We start from the raw sequence: 14,958 nt of genomic DNA on the forward strand, positions 1-14,958 counted from the left end.
GGCACCGGAGCCCGCTCGTTCGAGCAATTCTCCGCTCTCAAGAGCTATTTACCGTTTCCCACCGCCCGGACTAGCCCTATCCGGCCATGGAAAACCATCCGAATTGACAACCCGGCGGGGATGAACCGTCCGCGCGGGTGACGCGTCTCCAACCTGTGAGAAGCGGTGCAGCGAAATCCCTGCGGAACAACGCCCGGAGGGCAAGACTGGTTTCCGACCGACTCATCATCACGGGGGACGACATGACCACGACCGAGCGAGAGACCCCACCCATGTGCCAGCACCAGCCGCCGTGTCCGACAGCTTCCTCCGCCGACCGGGAGTCCGCCCGCCTCATGGCGCACCACCCGGAGCAGGGATGGAGCCTGCTGTGCAACGGCGTTCTCCTCTTCGAGGACACCGGTGAGCTCCTGCCCGACGGCCAGATCATCGCTCCGCACCGCCCGGTCGGTGCCGGCAGCGTGATGACCGCCGCCTGACAGACCCACCCGCAGTGCCCGGGCGGCCCCGCCGCTCCGCCCGGTGACCAGCAGGGGCCGGACGCACACCCATGGTGCGCACCGGCCCCGACGTGCGTCCGGGGGTGATTACCCCCTGTAGCCGAGCGCAGCGCGCAGCGCGAAGTAGGCCGGTTTGGGAGCGAGCTGCTCGTCCCAGGGCAGGGCCGCGCCCTCGCCGGGGAAGAACGCCGGGATCCAGGAGTACTTGTCCGTGTAGTCCCAGACCGTGATGCCCACGCACCGGCGCACCGCGAGGCACGCCTTGGTGAGGTCGGCGTACCAGGTCGCCTGCTCGGCGAGCTTCTCGTCCGTGGCCGGCAGCCGCATACGGACGTCCACCTCGGTGAGCGCGGTGTCCAGACCGAGGCGGGAGAAGCGCCGGAGGTTCTCCTCCAGGGTGGCCGGATAGCCGTACTGGAGGGCGAGGTGGGCCTGGAGGCCGATGCCGTCCAGCGGGACGCCCGCGGCCTTCAGCTCCTGCGCGAGGGCGTAGTAGGCGTCGCTCTTCGCGCCGACCGACTCGATGTTGTAGTCGTTGAGGTAGAGCCTGGCGTGCGGGTCGGCCTGGTGGGCCCAGCGCAGCGCGTCGGCGATGTAGCCGGGGCCGAGCGTCTTGTACCAGAGGGTCTCGCGGTAGCTCCCGTCCTCGTTGAACGCCTCGTTGACGACGTCCCAGGAGTAGACCTTGCCCCGGTAGTGCCGTACCTCGGTCTGGATGTGCTTCTTCAGCACCGCCCGCAGCTCGGCGGCCGTCCAGTCACGGGAGGTGAGCCAGCCCGGCAGCTGGCTGTGCCAGACCAGGGTGTGGGCGCGGACCTGCTGGTGGTTCGCGCGGGCGAGGTCGACGATCTGGTCGCCGTTGGTCCAGTCGAAGACGCCCTGTCGGGGTTCGGTGGCGTACCACTTCATGCCGTTGCCGGGTGTGATCATGTCGAACTCGCCGCCGAGCAGCGCGGTGTAGGCGGTGTCGGTGAGTTCGGGGTTGTCGGTGGCGCTGCCGAAGTAGCGGCCGTGGCGCTCGGCCAGTTCGGCGAGGGTGGCACCACCGTGGTGCTGCCGGTCGTGGGCCTGGGCGGCCGGGCCGGCGGCGACCGAGGCCGCCACGAGTACGGCCGCGAGGGCTCCGGCGAGTCTGAGACGTGTGCGGGACATCGTGCGACTCCTGTTCGTGGAAGGGGTGTTCAGCCCTTGGTGGCGCCTGCGGTGAGGCCGCCGACCAGCTGGCGCTCGGCGACCGTGTAGAAGGCCAGGGCGGGAACCATGGCGAGGACCAGGTAGGCGAAGACCCGGGCGGTGTCGGTGGAGTACTGGCCCTGGAACTGCTGCACGCCGATCGGGATGGTCCACCAGGTGGAGTCGGTGAAGACCAGCAGCGGCAGGAAGAAGTTGTTCCAGCTGGTGACGACCGCGAGCACGGAGACCGTGCCGAGCGCGGGCCGGGCCATCGGGAGCAGGATCCGCCAGAAGAAGCCGAACGGCCCGCAGCCGTCCAGTGTGGCCGCCTCCTCCAGCTCCCCGGGGATCTCCCGGAAGAAACCGCGCAGGATGATGATGGTCATCGGCAGCCCGAACGCGGCCTGCGGAAGGATCACGCCCAGCGGGTTGTCCAGCAGGTGCATCGACCGCAGCAGCAGGAAGAGGGGCAGCGCGGCCACCGCGAAGGGGAACATCAGCCCCATCGTGAACACCGTGAACAGCACCTCGCGCCCGCGGAAGGCGAACCGCGCGAAGGAGAAGGCGGCGAGCGCCGACACCGCGACCACCAGCACGGTGGTGGCCACCGCGATCAGGGTGCTGTTGCCGACCAGCCGCCAGAACGTGCCGGAGCCGAGGATGCCGGTGTAGTTGGCGGTCACCCAGGACCGGGGCAGCCCGACCGGGTTGCCGGACAGCTCGTCCGTCGTCTTGAACCCGGACAGCAGGGCGTACAGCAGGGGTACGACCATGACCGCGCCGACCACGACGAGGATCACGTGCAGGGGCAGGTTCCGTACGGTCGTCCTGCGGCTGTCGCTCATGCGCCGTCTCCCCTCATGGTGGTGGTGGCGCCGGCCAGGTCGCGGCGGAGCACGAACCGCTGGTAGGCGAGGGCGAAGACGAGACTGACGGCGAACATGGCCACGCTGATGGCGCTGGCGTAGCCGACCTGGTAGCGCTTGAAGCCGTACTGGAACATGGTCACGGCCATGGTCTCGGAGTGGTGGTCGGGGCCGCCCGCGGTGACCACCCACACCAGGTCGAAGAGCTGGATGGAGCCGATCACCGACAGGAAGACGCTGATCCGCAGGGTGGGCGCGAGCAGCGGCAGGGTGACATGGCGGAAGCGCTGCCAGGCGCCCGCGCCGTCGACCGTCGCCGCCTCGGTCAACTCGGCCGGGATGGACTGGAGTCCGGCCAGGTAGAGCATCATGTGGAAGCCGAAGTACTTCCAGGTCATGACCAGGAAGAGGGTGGCCATGACGGTGGAGGGGTCGGAGAACCACTTGCCGCCGAGCGCGCCCAGGCCGATGTCGCTCAGCAGGTGGTCGGCGAGCCCGTCGCCGGGCGCGAAGATCATGCCGAAGAGCACACCGGTGATCGCCTCGGAGAGCACGTACGGCGCGAAGAACAGCATCCGGTAGACGGCCCGGCCGCGGATCCGCTGGTTGAGCAGGACCGCCATGGCGAGCGCGAACGGCAGTTGCAGCGCCAGCGACAGCACGACCAGGAGCAGGCAGCGCCACAGGTCGCCGAGGAAGACGTCGTCCTGGAAGAGCCGGGTGAAGTTGTCGGCGCCGGTGTAGTCGGAGGGCATGCCGAAGCCGCCCCAGCGGAAGAACGAGGCGTACAGGGCGAACAGGATCGGCAGCAGGACGAGGACGCCGAACAGGGCCAGGGCGGGCAGCTGGAAGCCCATCGCGGTGAGCCAGTGCAGCAGCCGGCGCCGGGAGCGCGCGCGGCCCGCGGCCGGGCCCGGCCGCGGTGCGGTGTCCGGGCCCGGCCGGGTGCCGGGCAGGTAGGTCGAGGTCATCGGGCGGCCTACTGCTCTTCCTTCGCGGTCTTGGTGATCGCCTGGGCGACGTCCTCGGGCGACTTGGACCCGGCGATCAGCCCGGCCACGCTGTCGTTGACCTGCTGGCCGACGGCGGGCGCGTACGCCTGGTCGAGGTAGAGCTGGAAGCCGGTGGCGGCCTTCAACTGGGCCTGTACGAGCTTGAGGTTGGCGTCGGTCAGCGCGCTCTCCGCGGCGGGGACCACCGGGATCACGCCGGTCTTCTTCACCAGCTCCACATCGGTGGTCTCGGAGGCGAAGAACTTCAGGAAGTCGACGGCCGCCTGCGGGGCGTCGGCGCGCAGCGCGTGTCCGCCGCCGCCTCCGAAGACCTCGGTGACGGTGCCCTTGCCGCCCTCGACGGCCGGGAAGGGGAAGAAGCCGAGGTTCGCTCCGACGCCCTTGCCGGCGTCGGCCTCGACGACCGGCGCCCACTGGCCCATGAGTTCCATGGCGGCCTTGCCGTTGCCGACGGTGGCGGCCTGCCCGGTCGGGGTGGAGTAGGCGGCGCCGAGGAAGCCCTTCTGGAACGGCTGGAGACCGACCAGGTCCTTGAGGTGCTGTCCGGCCTCGACGAATCCGGTGCCGGTGAAGTCCTTGGCGTCGTCGGCCTTCTTGAGGGCGTCGATCCCGGCGGTGCGCATGGCGAGGTAGGCCCAGTAGTACATGCCGGTCCAGCTCTCCTTGCCGGCCAGGGCGAGGGGGGTGATCCCGGCGGCCTTCAGCTTCTTCACGGCGTCGAGGAAGGCGCTCCAGGTGGCCGGGGGCGTGCTGATCCCGGCCTTCTTGAAGAGCGCCTTGTTGTACCAGAAGCCGATCATGCCGATGTCGAACGGGATGCCGTAGGTCTTGCTGTCCAGGAGGTACGGCTCCTTGGCGACCGGGAGCAGGCCGTCCGCCCACGGCCTGGTGGGGTCGGTGAGGTCCTTGACGAGCCCGGCGTCGACCTGCTGCTTCAGGACCCCGCCGCCCCAGGTGTGGAAGATGTCGGGGAGCTTCCCGGAGGCGGTCAGGGCCGTCATCTTCGACTTGTAGGCGTCGTTCTCCAGCTGGACGATCTTTACCTTGACCTTCGGGTTCTGCGCCTCGAACTTCTTGGCGAGGGCGGCCCACACGCCCTTCGTCGGGTTGGTCGTGGAGATGTTCCACCACTCGATGGTGGTGGTACCGCCCGACGATCCTCCGTCCGAGCCGCCGCCACAGCCGCTGAGGGCGGTCATGCCCAGACCGGCGGCCGCGGTGGCCGCCAGGAACCCGCGACGGGACAGTGCCGGGTCGCCCATGATGCGCTCCTTGGGGTTACGGGACGACCGACGCCGCCCTGGTTTCACGCCGTTGGATCAACCGAGTCGTGCCGTTCGAAACATTCGGCGTTTTCATCGAACGTTCCGAACGGCGACTCTAGAAAGGCGGATCAGGAGCGTCAAGGTGTCGCGCATCAGGTGATGGGCGCGTACGCGAACCAGTCGAAGGCGGCGCGGTGTTCGGTGACGTACATGCCGATGACCCGGCCGGTGAAGCCGCCGGCCACCTGGGTGGAGAGGTAACGGCCGTCGAGTTCGGCCAGTCGTACGACACTTTCGGGCGTTTCGATCGAAAGGGTCACGGCGTCGGGGCCGGCGGCGCGCAGTCCCGGCACCGTCTCGCCGGGCGCGGTGGCGGTGGGCGGCGGCACCGGGGCCGTACGGATCTCGACGACGAGGGTGACCGGCCCCGGGGGCACGGGGTGGGCGGCGAGCCGCTGCCGCAGCGGCCCGATCCGGGCGATCACGCCGGCCACTCCCCCGCTCACCTCCAGGTCGTAGTGGTGGGCCTCGTCGATGCGCACCGACAGGCCGGCGCGCCCCGTGCCCGGGTCGAGCAGCGCGGCGGCACGGCAGTCGGGGTGCTGCTGGCGGCGGCCGACGAAGGTGTGCCCGGGCCGGTCGAGGCTGTCCCCGGTGGCCGTGAGCGTCAGCCATCCGGGCCGGTCGGCCAGCGACCAGGAGCCGTCCGGCCGGCTGCGCGGGGAGATCCAGTGCGGCGCGAGGGCGGGGGCGGTGAAGTCGTCGCGGACGGGCGGCGGTTCGACCGGGTGCCAGGCGGCCGGCGCCGGATGGCGGTCCCGCACCGGACCCGTGCGCGGCCAGCCGTCCGCCCACTCCACCGGCACCAGGAAGGTCTCCCGGCCGAGGACGTGGAACTCCGGGAACCAGCCGCGCGGCCGGGTGCCGAGCAGGACGGCCCACCAGCTGCCGTCGGCCGCCTGGACGAGGTCGGCGTGCCCGGTGCACTGGACCGGCTCCCAGGTGCCCCGGTGGGAGAGCAGCGGATTGCCGGGGCCCGGCTCCCAGGGCCCGCGCGGGGAGCGGGCCCTGGCCACGGACACCCCGTGCCCGAGCGCGGTGCCGCCCTCGGCGACCAGCAGGTACCACCACTCCCCGATCCGGTAGAGATGCGGTGCCTCCGGGTCCCGCAGCCCGGTCCCGGACCACATCGGCAGCGGCCCTTCCAGCACCTTCCCGCTCCGGGTGTCGATCCGGGCGACGGCGACCCCCGCCACGGCGCACCAGCAGTCGCCGTTCTCGTCCCAGGCCAGGTCGGGGTCGATGCCGGGCAGGTCGATCCGGACCGGGTCGGACCAGGGCCCCTCGGGCCGTTCGGCGGTGACGAGCAGGTTGCCGCCACCGCCGACCTCGGTCGTGATGACGTGGAAGAGCCCGTCGTGGTGGCGGATCGTCGGGGCGTACACCCCGCCCGAGGCCGGTGTGTCCCCGGGCAGCGGCCGGTCGAGGACGTTGCCGAGCTGCCGCCAGTGCACCAGGTCCCGGCTGTGGAAGAGCGGGACGCCCGGGACGTACTCGAAGCTGGAGCACACCAGGTAGTAGTCCTCCCCGACCCGGCAGACGCTCGGGTCGGGATGGAATCCGGGAATGACCGGGTTGTCGTACGTCCGCATGCGCGCGTGCCCCTCCCTGAAGGAACTCACCGAAGGAAGTCGCCGAAGGACTCATCCGAAGGAGTCGCCGAAAGTTTCGGCGGGATCGGCGAACTTTACGGGCGCACTGTAGGGGGCGGCCGAAGGCCCGACAAGGCGGCCGTCAGAGCTTCAACCGGTACGGCAGCATGCACACCACGACGTCGGTGCGCGCCCGCAGCACGGTCGCGAGGAGCAGGCCGCGCTGGTTCTGGAGGATCTCGTAACGGCGGTGCCGGGGTTCCACCTCGGGGATCAGGACGGCGACCTGGCGGCCGTCCGCGGCGGCGCGCTGCACGTAGTCGACGACCGGCTGGACCAGGGAGCGGTGCGGGCTGTCGATGACGTCGAGGCGGACGCCGGGGTTCCAGCGCTGCCAGGCCTCCTCCAGCGCGCGGCAGGCGCCGGGGTCGTCGTGCACCGCGACCGCGACCACCTCGTCGCCGAGGGCGAGGGCGGCGCCGAGGGCGTGCCGGGCCAGCTTGCTGACCTCGCCGATCGGCACGATCACCAGGCTGGTGGTGCGCCGCGGCGGCGGCTCCGGGATCCGGCCGAGGCCCAGTTCCTTGCCCACCTCGGTGTAGTAGCGCTGGATGCGGGCGAACAGCAGCATCATCAGCGGCACGGCGATCACCACCACCCAGGCGCCCTCCAGGAACTTGGTGAACAGCAGGATGACGCCGGCCAGGGTGGTGAGCAGGGCACCGGTGCCGTTGATGAGCGCGCGGCGCTTCCAGCCGGCCGGCCGCCCGGTCGCCCAGTGCCGGACCAGGCCGGCCTGGCTGAGGGTGAAGCCGATGAAGACGCCGATGGCGAAGAGCGGGAGCAGCCGGTGGGTGTCCGCGTCGGTGGCGAGCAGCAGCAGCGCGGCCAGCAGGGCGAGGGCCACCACCCCGTAGCGGTAGACGGGGCGTTCGGCGCGCAGGCCGAAGAGGTGGGGCAGCCGGTGGTCGCGGGCGAGCAGGCTCATCAGCACGGGCAGGCCGCCGAAGCTGGTGTTGGCGGCGAGGCCCAGGACGAGGGTGACGAGGAGGTTGGTGGCGTAGTAGGGCCAGCCGGTGCCGTAGGCGCCCGCGGTGAGCTGGGCGAGGACGGTCACCCCGCCGCGCGGGGCGACATGGTCGCGGTGGATCAGGACCGCGAGCCCGACCAGCATGGTCCCGAGCAGCGCGCCGAGCATCAGCTCCGTGCGCTGGGCGCGTTCGACCCTCGGGGTGCGGAAGGTCGGTACGGCGTTGGCGATGGCCTCCACGCCGGTCAGGGCCGAGCAGCCGGACGAGAACGCCTTGAGGACCACCAGCGCGGTCAGCGCCTCGGTCGCGTGCACGGGCTGGGCGGTGCCGACGACGGCGACCGGGTGCGGGCGCAGCAGGCCGAGCAGGACGACGCCGAGGATCGCGGCGACGAACAGGACGGTCGGCAGCATCAGCACCCGGGCGCTCTCGGAGACCCCCCGCAGGTTCACCGCCGTCAGCATGGCCAGGCCGATCAGACAGACGATCAGCTTGTCGTGGGCGAAGGCGGGGAAGGCGGAGGCGAGCGCGTCGGCACCGGCGGCGAGGCTGACGGCGACGGTGAGCACGTAGTCGACGACCAGGCTGGCGGCGGCGAGCAGGCTCGCGGTGGCCCCGAGATCGGCCTTGGCGACGGCGTAGGCGCCACCGCCGTCCGGGTGAACGGCGATGACCTGGCCGTACGAGACGACGAGCGCCGCGAGCAGGAAGGTGATCGCGAGCGTGATGGGCAGGGCGGCGGACAGCGCCCCGGTGCCGGCCACCACCAGGGCGAGCACGATCGCCTCGGGTCCGTACGCCACCGAGCTGAGCGCGTCCAAGGAGAGCGCGGCCAGCCCTTCCAGGCTGGTCAGATGGTGCTTCTCGCCTTCACCGGGGCGTAGCGGGACGCGCGGTCGCAGTTCACGACGTGCCAGGCCATACGCCATCGGGACCTCATCACGGCCGGGTGGGACAGGTCGCCACCAGTCTCAGGGGCCGACCGGTCCCCCGCAGCCCGCGGACGGCGCCACGGTCCTACAGCCCCACGTCCCGGCGGCGGATGTCCTCCAGGGACTCGCGGCGGACCAGCAGCCGGGCGTGGCCGTCGCGGACGGCGGTGACCGGTGGGCGGCCGACCAGGTTGTAGCCGGAGGCCATGGAGAGGTGGTAGGCGCCGGCCACCGGCACCGCGAGCAGGTCGCCGGGGCGCAGGTCGGAGGGCAGCTCCACGTCCGCCGCGAGCACGTCCCCGGCCTCGCAGTGCCGGCCCACGACGGTCACCGGCGCGGTCGGCGCGGCGCTCGCGCGGCCGATGAGCCGGGGTGCGTAGCGGACGCCGTACAGCGCGGGCCGCGGGTTGTCGCTCATCCCGCCGTCCACGGCGACGAAGGTGTGCTCGCCGGTCCGCTTGACGGCGAGGACCCGGTACACGGCGATCCCGGCGGGCCCCACGATCGCCCGGCCCGGCTCGATGACCAGGCGGGGCACCGGCAGTCCGGCCGCCGCGCAGGCGTCGGAGAGTTCGGTGCGGACCCGCCGGGCCAGTGCGGTGAGGTCGAGGGCCTGTTCGCCGGGCCGGTAGGCGATGCCGTGGCCGCCGCCGAGGTCCAGCTCGGGCAGGATCAGCCCGTGCTGTTCGTGCAGCCGGGCCATGAGGCCGACCAGCCGGCGCACGGCGGCGAGGTAGGGCTTCACGCTGGTGATCTGGGAGCCCAGGTGGCAGTGCAGGCCGGTGAGTTCGAGCTGCGGCTGGTCCAGGATCCGGGCGATGGCGTGCTGGGCGTAGCCGTCGGCGATGGACAGCCCGAACTTCTGGTCGTCCGTTCCGGTGCGGATCTTCTCGTGGCCGCCCGCGCTGATCCCGGGCACCACCCGGACCATGACCTTCTGGTGTCCGTCGGGTCCGACGGCGGCGGCCAGCCGGGCGATCTCGGAGGGGCTGTCGATGACGATCCGCCCGACGCCGAGCCGCAGCGCGGTCTCCAGGTCGTGCGGCGACTTGGCGTTGCCGTGCAGCACGATCCGCTCCGGCGGGAACCCGGTGGTGACCGCCAGTTCCAGCTCGCCGGCCGAGCAGACGTCCAGGCCGAGGCCCTCCTCCCCGGTCCAGTGGACCATCGCCCGGCACAGGAACGCCTTGGCCGCGTAGAGGACTTCGGCGTCCGGGAAGGCGTGCCGGTAGGTGCGGCAGCGTTCGCGGACCTCGTTCTCGTCGAGGACGTAGACGGGGGTGCCGAAGCGGTCGGCGACCTCGGCGAGCGGGACTCCGCCCACGGTCAGGGCGCCGGGCCGGGGCTCGGTGGTGGAGGCGGGCCACACCGACAGTTCGGCGGGCGTGGCGGTGACGACGGGTTCGTGCAGGGTGGTCATGGGTCACTCCCCTCTCGGGCGATGCGGACGGTCCGCTCTCAGACGGTGCGGACGGTCCGCGGGGACACGGCGACGGGCGCGAGCGGCGGTACCGGCGTCGGGGCCGGCGCCGACAGCTGGGGGTCGACCGTGACGGTGGTGACGCCGAGCGGTGCGGCCAGGGCGCGCAGCGCGGGTTCGGCGAGCCGGATCCAGGCCTGGCCGGGGCCGAGCGTGGCGGCGAGTCGACGGGCCGAGGTGAAACCGACGGCGGTGCGTTCGCCGAGAGGGGTGCGGAACAGCCGGGCCGCGTACCCGACGGGTCCCGGCCGGACCGGTACGAACAGGGGTCCGGCCGGGAAGCGATCGGAAGGCTCCGGATCGTCGCCGCAGAGGAGCTCTGACATGGGGTGCCTCCTGGCACAGGAAGGAGCTGGAGCGCCCCGGCGGCGGGGAGGCCGACCGGGGCTCTCTCCGGACGCTATGCCCGTCCCCGGCGGCCCCGAGATACCTCCTGACGGGACGCTGACGGTGATCGCGGCGACGTTGACGGGACGCTGACGCGAGCGCCGTCCACGCCGCTCGCGCACGTCAGAGGCGTGCCAAGAAGCCTCGTCGGGGCTGGCCCACGGCCCGGCCCGGGGGTGTCATGGAGGCGGTCCGCCACCGGGAGACGCCCGGCGGCCGCCGCGGAAGTACGGTGAATACATGTCCGGTTACGACAGCTGCGCGTCCGGCCGGGTCGTCGTCGGTGTGAGCGGCTCCCTGGGCAGCGTCACGGCCCTGCGCCGGGCGGCCGTGGAGGCCCGGCGGCGGGAGGCCGAGCTGTGGCCGGTGCTCGCCTGGGAGCCGCCGGGCGGTGAACTGGCGGCACGCCGCGCCCCGGCCCCGCCGCCCCTGGTCGAGGAGTGGCAGCGGACCGCCCGGGAGCGGTTGCTGGGCGTGCTCGACGAGGTCTTCGGCGAGGCGGGGCCGTCCGGCGTCCCGCTGCACGGTCTCGTCGTACGCGCCACCCCCGGTCCGGCCCTGGTGGAGACGGCCGACCGGGACGACGACGTCCTGGTCGTCGGCGCGGGCCGGCGGGGCTGGCACCGGGCCTTCTCCGGCCGGGTCGCCCGCTACTGCCTGGCCCACGCCCGCTGCCCGGTCCTCGCGATCCCGCCGTCCCCGCTGGAGGACGCGCTGGCGGCGGCGCACCGCCGCAATGTCTGGCATCTGCCGCTGGATGTACGGAAGTTGCCCTGCTGAGACGTTACGACGTCACCGCGGCCGGCAGCTCCGGCCGCTCCGGTCCGCGCCCCCGCGCCGGCGGCAGGCTCAGCACCATGGTGAGGCCGCCGCCCGGGGTGTCCTCGGCGGTGAGCGTGCCGCCCGTCGCCTCGGCGAAACCGCGCGCCACGGCCAGCCCCAGGCCGACCCCGACCCCGCGCGGTGAGTCGCCGTGGCGCTGGAACGGCTCGAAGATGCGCTCCTTGGCCTCGTCGGGGACGCCGGGACCCCGGTCCACGACCCGCACCTCCACCCGGTCGGCCAGGGAACTCGCCTTGACCAGCACGGGGGTGCCCTCCGGGCTGTACTTGACGGCGTTCTCGACCACGTTGGCGACGACCCGCTCCAGCAGCCCCCGGTCGACGTCGACCATGGGCAGCGTCTCCGGGATGTCCAGTTCGACGCTGTCCTCGGGCACTCCGCCGAGCGCCATCGGCACCACCTCGTCCAGGTCGGTCTCGCGGACGATGGGCGTGACGGTGCCGGTCTGCAGCCGGGACATGTCGAGCAGGTTCCCGACCAGGTGGTCGAGCCGGTCGGCGCCCGCCTCGATGGCCTCCAGGAGCTCCGCCCGGTCTTCCTCGGACCACTCGACGTCGTCCGAACGCAGCGAGGACACCGAGGCCTTGATGCCGGCGAGCGGGGTGCGCAGATCGTGGCTGACGGCGGCCAGCAGCGCGGTGCGGATGCGGTTGCCCTCGGCCAGTTCCTTCGCCCGGCCGGCCTCCTGCCGGAGCCGCTGCCGGTCGAGGACGACGGCCGCCTGGGCCGCGAAGGCGGCGAGCACGCGCCGGTCGGAGGCGGGCAGCACCCGTCCGGACAGCGCGAGGGTCAGGTGGTCGCCGACCGGCATGTCGACGTCGGCGTTCTCCGGTGTCCGGCACGGCCGTGGCCCCACGCTGCCCGCGCGGGTCCACGGCGCCACGTCGTCCGCCCGTTCCAGCAGGGCCACCGACTCCATGCCGAAGGTCTCCCGCACCCGTTCCAGGAGCGCCTCCAGACTGGTCTCCCCCCTCAGCACGCTGCCCGCGAGGAAGGACAGGATCTCCGACTCGGCGCGCAGCCGGGTCGCCTGCTGGGTGCGCCGGGCCGCGAGGTCCACGACCGACGCCACCGACACCGCGACCCCGACGAAGATCGCTATGGCGACGATGTTCTCGGGGTCGGCGATGGTGAGGGTGTGGACGGGCGGGGTGAAGAACCAGTTGAGCAGCAGGGAGCCGACCAGCGCCGAGGTGAGTGCCGGGAGCAGACCGCCGAGCAGGGCGGACGCGACCGTGAGGGCGAGGAACAGCAGCATGTCGTTGGCCAGGCCCACCTCTGGTGCGGCGCCGGTCAGCAGCCAGGTGAGCAGGACCGGGCCGAGCACGCCGGTGAGCCAGCCCCAGATGATCCGGGACCGGCCGAGCCGCGCCGAACGCCCCAGCGGGAGCCGCCCCTTGCCGGCCTCGTCGTGCGTGATGAGGTGGACGTCGAGGTCGGGTCCGGAGTCCCGGGCGACGGTGGCGCCGACGCCGGGTCCGAGGACGTACTGCCAGCTGCGCCGGCGCGAGACCCCGAGCACGATCTGGGTGGCGTTGACCCCGCGCGCGAAGTCGAGCAGGGCGGCCGGGACGTCCTCGCCGACGACGTGGTGGAAGGTGCCGCCGAGATCCTCCACCAGGGTGCGCTGGACGGCGAGTTCCTTCGGGGAGGCCGAGGTCAGGCCGTCGCTGCGCGCGATGTAGACGGCGAGCACCTCGCCGCCGGCGCCCTTCTCGGCGAGCCGCGCGGCCCGTCGTATCAGCGTCCGCCCCTCGGGACCGCCGGTGAGACCGACGACGATCCGCTCCCGCGAGCCCCAGATGGCGGAGACCCGGTGCTCGCTGCGGTACGCGTTCAGGTACTCGTCGACCCGGTCGGCGACCCAGAGCAGGGCGAGTTCGCGCAGGGCGGTGAGGTTGCCGGGGCGGAAGTAGTTGGACAGGGCCGCGTCGACCTTGTCCGGCTGGTAGATGTTGCCGTGCGCCATGCGCCGGCGCAGCGCCTGCGGGGACATGTCGACCAGTTCGATCTGGTCCGCGCGCCGGACCACCTCGTCGGGCACGGTCTCCTGCTGTCGTACGCCGGTGATGGACTCCACGACATCACCGAGGGACTCCAGGTGCTGGATGTTGACCGTGGAGACGACATCGATCCCGGCGGCGAGCAGTTCCTCGACGTCCTGCCAGCGCTTGGCGTTGCGGGAGCCCGGGATGTTGGTGTGCGGGAGTTCGTCGACGAGGGCGACCCGGGGGCGGCGCGCGAGGACGGCGTCGACGTCCATCTCGGTGAACACCGCGCCCCGGTACTCCAGTTCCCGGCGCGGGATCTCCTCCAGGCCGTGCAGCATCACCTCGGTGCGCGGCCGGTCGTGGTGCTCGACGAACGCGACGACACAGTCCGTGCCTCGTTCGGTCCTGCGGTGGGCCTCGGAGAGCATGGCGTAGGTCTTGCCCACACCGGGTGCCGCGCCGAGGTAGATCCGGAGCCTGCCGCGTGCCATGTCATCCTTCGAAGCGGTAGCCCATGCCGGGCTCGGTGATCAGGTAGCGGGGATGCGAGGGGTCCGCCTCCAGCTTGCGGCGGAGCTGGGCCATGTAGACCCGCAGGTAGTTGGTCTTGTTGCTCTGGGTGACACCCCACACCTCGCGCAGCAGGTGCTTCTGCGTGACCAGCCGGCCGGGGTTGGTGACCAGGATCTCCAGCAGATGCCACTCGGTGGGGGTGAGCCGGACGTCGTGGCCCGACCGGACGGCCTTCTTCGCGAGCAGGTCGATGGTGAAGTCGGCCGTCTCCACCAGGGTGGTCCCCGGCACGACCGGCACGTCCTCGGTACGGCGGACCGCCGCGCGCAGCCGGGCGAGGAGTTCGTCCATGCTGAACGGCTTGGTGATGTAGTCGTCGGCGCCCGCGTCCAGCGCGGCGACCTTCTCGTCGGAGGCCTGCCGCGCCGACAGCACCAGGATCGGTACACGGGTCCAGCCGCGCAGCGCCCTGATGACGTCGACCCCGTCCATGTCGGGCAGTCCGAGGTCGAGCATCACCACGTCCGGCTGACGCGCGGCCGCCAGCCGGAGGGCCGTGGCGCCGTCGGGCGCCGCGTCCACTCCGTACTGGCGTGCCTGCATGTTGATCACGAGTGCGCGTACGAGCTGGGGGTCGTCTTCCACGACCAGCACTCGGGTCATCGGTCGGCCTCTCAGCTGCCCTTGGTCAGTTCCTTGAGCGCGATGTTGAGTTCGAGCACGTTCACCCGGGGCTCCCCGACGAAGCCGAGGGTACGGCCCGAGGTGTGGTCCTTCACCAGCTTCTCCACCTGGGCGACGGAGAGGTCGTTCTTCGCCGCGACCCGGTGGACCTGGAGTTCGGCGTAGGCCGGGGAGATGTCCGGGTCCAGGCCGGAGCCGGACGAGGTGACCGCGTCGGCGGGCACCTGGGACGGCGTGACCGTGTAGCCGGGCACCGAGTTGTCCTTGACGACCGCGGCCTTGGCGTCCTTCACCTGCTTGATCAGCACCTTGTTGTCGGCCGCGAGGTTCGTCGCACCCGAAAGGATCAGCTTGTACCGGGTGTTGACGCTGTTGCTGCCGAGCCCGTTCGCCGGACGGCCCTGGAAGTAGTCGAGGCTGTAGCCCTGTTGGCCGATCAGGGACGAGCCGACGACCTTGCCGTCCGCCTTGATCTCGGAGCCGTTCGCCTTGTTGTGGAACGCGGCCTGGGCGACGCCGGTGACGACCAGCGGGTAGACGACGCCCGTCACCAGGGTCAGCACCAGCAGGGCCCGCAGGCCCGCCCAGAGCAACCGGGCGGTGTTGGTTACGGAGTTGTTCATGGCGA

General features: G+C 71.9%; 13 protein-coding genes. 2 read left to right on the plus strand and 11 right to left on the minus strand.

Translation table 11 applies throughout. The features are described 5' to 3' along the window. Window positions 1-272 precede the first annotated feature (272 nt). Window positions 273-479 (plus strand): DUF5999 family protein, encoded by a 207-nt coding sequence (locus ACIPSJ_RS44450; protein WP_355714643.1) that lies wholly within the window; start codon window positions 273-275, stop codon window positions 477-479. 108 nt (window positions 480-587) lie between these two features. Here ACIPSJ_RS44450 and ACIPSJ_RS44455 read toward each other — a convergent pair whose 3' ends face one another. From ACIPSJ_RS44455 to ACIPSJ_RS44490, 8 genes are all read right to left on the minus strand, one after another. Further along, window positions 588-1,652 carry an endo-1,4-beta-xylanase gene (locus ACIPSJ_RS44455; RefSeq protein WP_401354781.1) on the minus strand — a complete coding sequence of 355 codons (1,065 nt, stop codon included), beginning with the start codon at window positions 1,650-1,652 and terminating at the stop codon, window positions 588-590. Window positions 1,653-1,681: 29 nt separating this feature from the next. Then, window positions 1,682-2,518: a carbohydrate ABC transporter permease gene (locus ACIPSJ_RS44460; protein WP_359216713.1), complete on the minus strand. Its 837-nt coding sequence runs from the start codon at window positions 2,516-2,518 to the stop codon at window positions 1,682-1,684. Beyond that, a complete protein-coding gene (locus ACIPSJ_RS44465) occupies window positions 2,515-3,510 on the minus strand; it encodes a sugar ABC transporter permease (protein WP_365689518.1) in 996 nt (331 codons plus the stop codon). The genes ACIPSJ_RS44460 and ACIPSJ_RS44465 overlap by 4 nt, the downstream gene beginning before the upstream one ends. Before the next feature lie 8 nt (window positions 3,511-3,518). After that, window positions 3,519-4,814, minus strand: coding sequence for an extracellular solute-binding protein (locus tag ACIPSJ_RS44470; RefSeq protein ID WP_401354785.1), 1,296 nt, complete (start codon window positions 4,812-4,814; stop codon window positions 3,519-3,521). 155 nt (window positions 4,815-4,969) lie between these two features. After that, entirely contained in the window at window positions 4,970-6,469 is a 1,500-nt protein-coding gene (locus ACIPSJ_RS44475) for a glycoside hydrolase family 43 protein (protein ID WP_401354788.1), read from the minus strand. Between the two features lie 142 nt (window positions 6,470-6,611). Then, window positions 6,612-8,429 carry an APC family permease gene (locus ACIPSJ_RS44480; protein WP_401354791.1) on the minus strand — a complete coding sequence of 606 codons (1,818 nt, stop codon included), beginning with the start codon at window positions 8,427-8,429 and terminating at the stop codon, window positions 6,612-6,614. 88 nt (window positions 8,430-8,517) lie between these two features. Further along, the gene (gene lysA, locus ACIPSJ_RS44485; RefSeq protein WP_401354793.1) at window positions 8,518-9,852 is read right to left on the minus strand and encodes a diaminopimelate decarboxylase; all 1,335 of its coding nucleotides are present in this window, start codon (window positions 9,850-9,852) and stop codon (window positions 8,518-8,520) included. Window positions 9,853-9,890: 38 nt separating this feature from the next. Continuing rightward, window positions 9,891-10,238 carry an SAV_915 family protein gene (locus ACIPSJ_RS44490; protein WP_359216696.1) on the minus strand — a complete coding sequence of 116 codons (348 nt, stop codon included), beginning with the start codon at window positions 10,236-10,238 and terminating at the stop codon, window positions 9,891-9,893. A gap of 301 nt (window positions 10,239-10,539) precedes the next feature. Between ACIPSJ_RS44490 and ACIPSJ_RS44495 the strand changes: the two genes are divergently transcribed. Further along, complete coding sequence (locus ACIPSJ_RS44495; RefSeq protein ID WP_401354796.1) at window positions 10,540-11,079, plus strand: universal stress protein; 540 nt, start codon at window positions 10,540-10,542, stop codon at window positions 11,077-11,079. Window positions 11,080-11,083: 4 nt separating this feature from the next. Here ACIPSJ_RS44495 and ACIPSJ_RS44500 read toward each other — a convergent pair whose 3' ends face one another. Genes ACIPSJ_RS44500 through ACIPSJ_RS44510 form a run of 3 tightly spaced genes read right to left on the minus strand, consistent with a single transcriptional unit; the run spans window position 11,084 to window position 14,953 of the window. Continuing rightward, window positions 11,084-13,624 carry an ATP-binding protein gene (locus ACIPSJ_RS44500; protein WP_401354799.1) on the minus strand — a complete coding sequence of 847 codons (2,541 nt, stop codon included), beginning with the start codon at window positions 13,622-13,624 and terminating at the stop codon, window positions 11,084-11,086. A 1-nt stretch (window position 13,625) separates the two neighbouring features. Beyond that, window positions 13,626-14,309 carry a response regulator transcription factor gene (locus ACIPSJ_RS44505; protein ID WP_355714560.1) on the minus strand — a complete coding sequence of 228 codons (684 nt, stop codon included), beginning with the start codon at window positions 14,307-14,309 and terminating at the stop codon, window positions 13,626-13,628. 11 nt (window positions 14,310-14,320) lie between these two features. Next, window positions 14,321-14,953 (minus strand): potassium-transporting ATPase subunit C, encoded by a 633-nt coding sequence (locus tag ACIPSJ_RS44510; protein WP_401354801.1) that lies wholly within the window; start codon window positions 14,951-14,953, stop codon window positions 14,321-14,323. Between the last annotated feature and the right edge of the window lie 5 nt (window positions 14,954-14,958).

Source organism: Streptomyces sp. NPDC090088, from assembly GCF_044747345.1.
Lineage (GTDB): Bacteria > Actinomycetota > Actinomycetes > Streptomycetales > Streptomycetaceae > Streptomyces.

What these genes read in the sequence shown, in the direction of transcription:
- ACIPSJ_RS44470 (WP_401354785.1), bottom strand. Translation starts at nt 4,814, where the DNA reads ATGGGCGACCCGGCACTGTCCCGTCGCGGGTTCCTGGCGGCCACCGCG.
- ACIPSJ_RS44500 (WP_401354799.1), bottom strand. Translation starts at nt 13,624, where the DNA reads ATGGCACGCGGCAGGCTCCGGATCTACCTCGGCGCGGCACCCGGTGTG.
- ACIPSJ_RS44495 (WP_401354796.1), top strand. Translation starts at nt 10,540, where the DNA reads ATGTCCGGTTACGACAGCTGCGCGTCCGGCCGGGTCGTCGTCGGTGTG.
- ACIPSJ_RS44490 (WP_359216696.1), bottom strand. Translation starts at nt 10,238, where the DNA reads ATGTCAGAGCTCCTCTGCGGCGACGATCCGGAGCCTTCCGATCGCTTC.
- ACIPSJ_RS44505 (WP_355714560.1), bottom strand. Translation starts at nt 14,309, where the DNA reads ATGACCCGAGTGCTGGTCGTGGAAGACGACCCCCAGCTCGTACGCGCA.
- ACIPSJ_RS44510 (WP_401354801.1), bottom strand. Translation starts at nt 14,953, where the DNA reads ATGAACAACTCCGTAACCAACACCGCCCGGTTGCTCTGGGCGGGCCTG.
- ACIPSJ_RS44455 (WP_401354781.1), bottom strand. Translation starts at nt 1,652, where the DNA reads ATGTCCCGCACACGTCTCAGACTCGCCGGAGCCCTCGCGGCCGTACTC.
- ACIPSJ_RS44450 (WP_355714643.1), top strand. Translation starts at nt 273, where the DNA reads ATGTGCCAGCACCAGCCGCCGTGTCCGACAGCTTCCTCCGCCGACCGG.
- lysA (WP_401354793.1), bottom strand. Translation starts at nt 9,852, where the DNA reads ATGACCACCCTGCACGAACCCGTCGTCACCGCCACGCCCGCCGAACTG.
- ACIPSJ_RS44460 (WP_359216713.1), bottom strand. Translation starts at nt 2,518, where the DNA reads ATGAGCGACAGCCGCAGGACGACCGTACGGAACCTGCCCCTGCACGTG.
- ACIPSJ_RS44480 (WP_401354791.1), bottom strand. Translation starts at nt 8,429, where the DNA reads ATGGCGTATGGCCTGGCACGTCGTGAACTGCGACCGCGCGTCCCGCTA.
- ACIPSJ_RS44465 (WP_365689518.1), bottom strand. Translation starts at nt 3,510, where the DNA reads ATGACCTCGACCTACCTGCCCGGCACCCGGCCGGGCCCGGACACCGCA.
- ACIPSJ_RS44475 (WP_401354788.1), bottom strand. Translation starts at nt 6,469, where the DNA reads ATGCGGACGTACGACAACCCGGTCATTCCCGGATTCCATCCCGACCCG.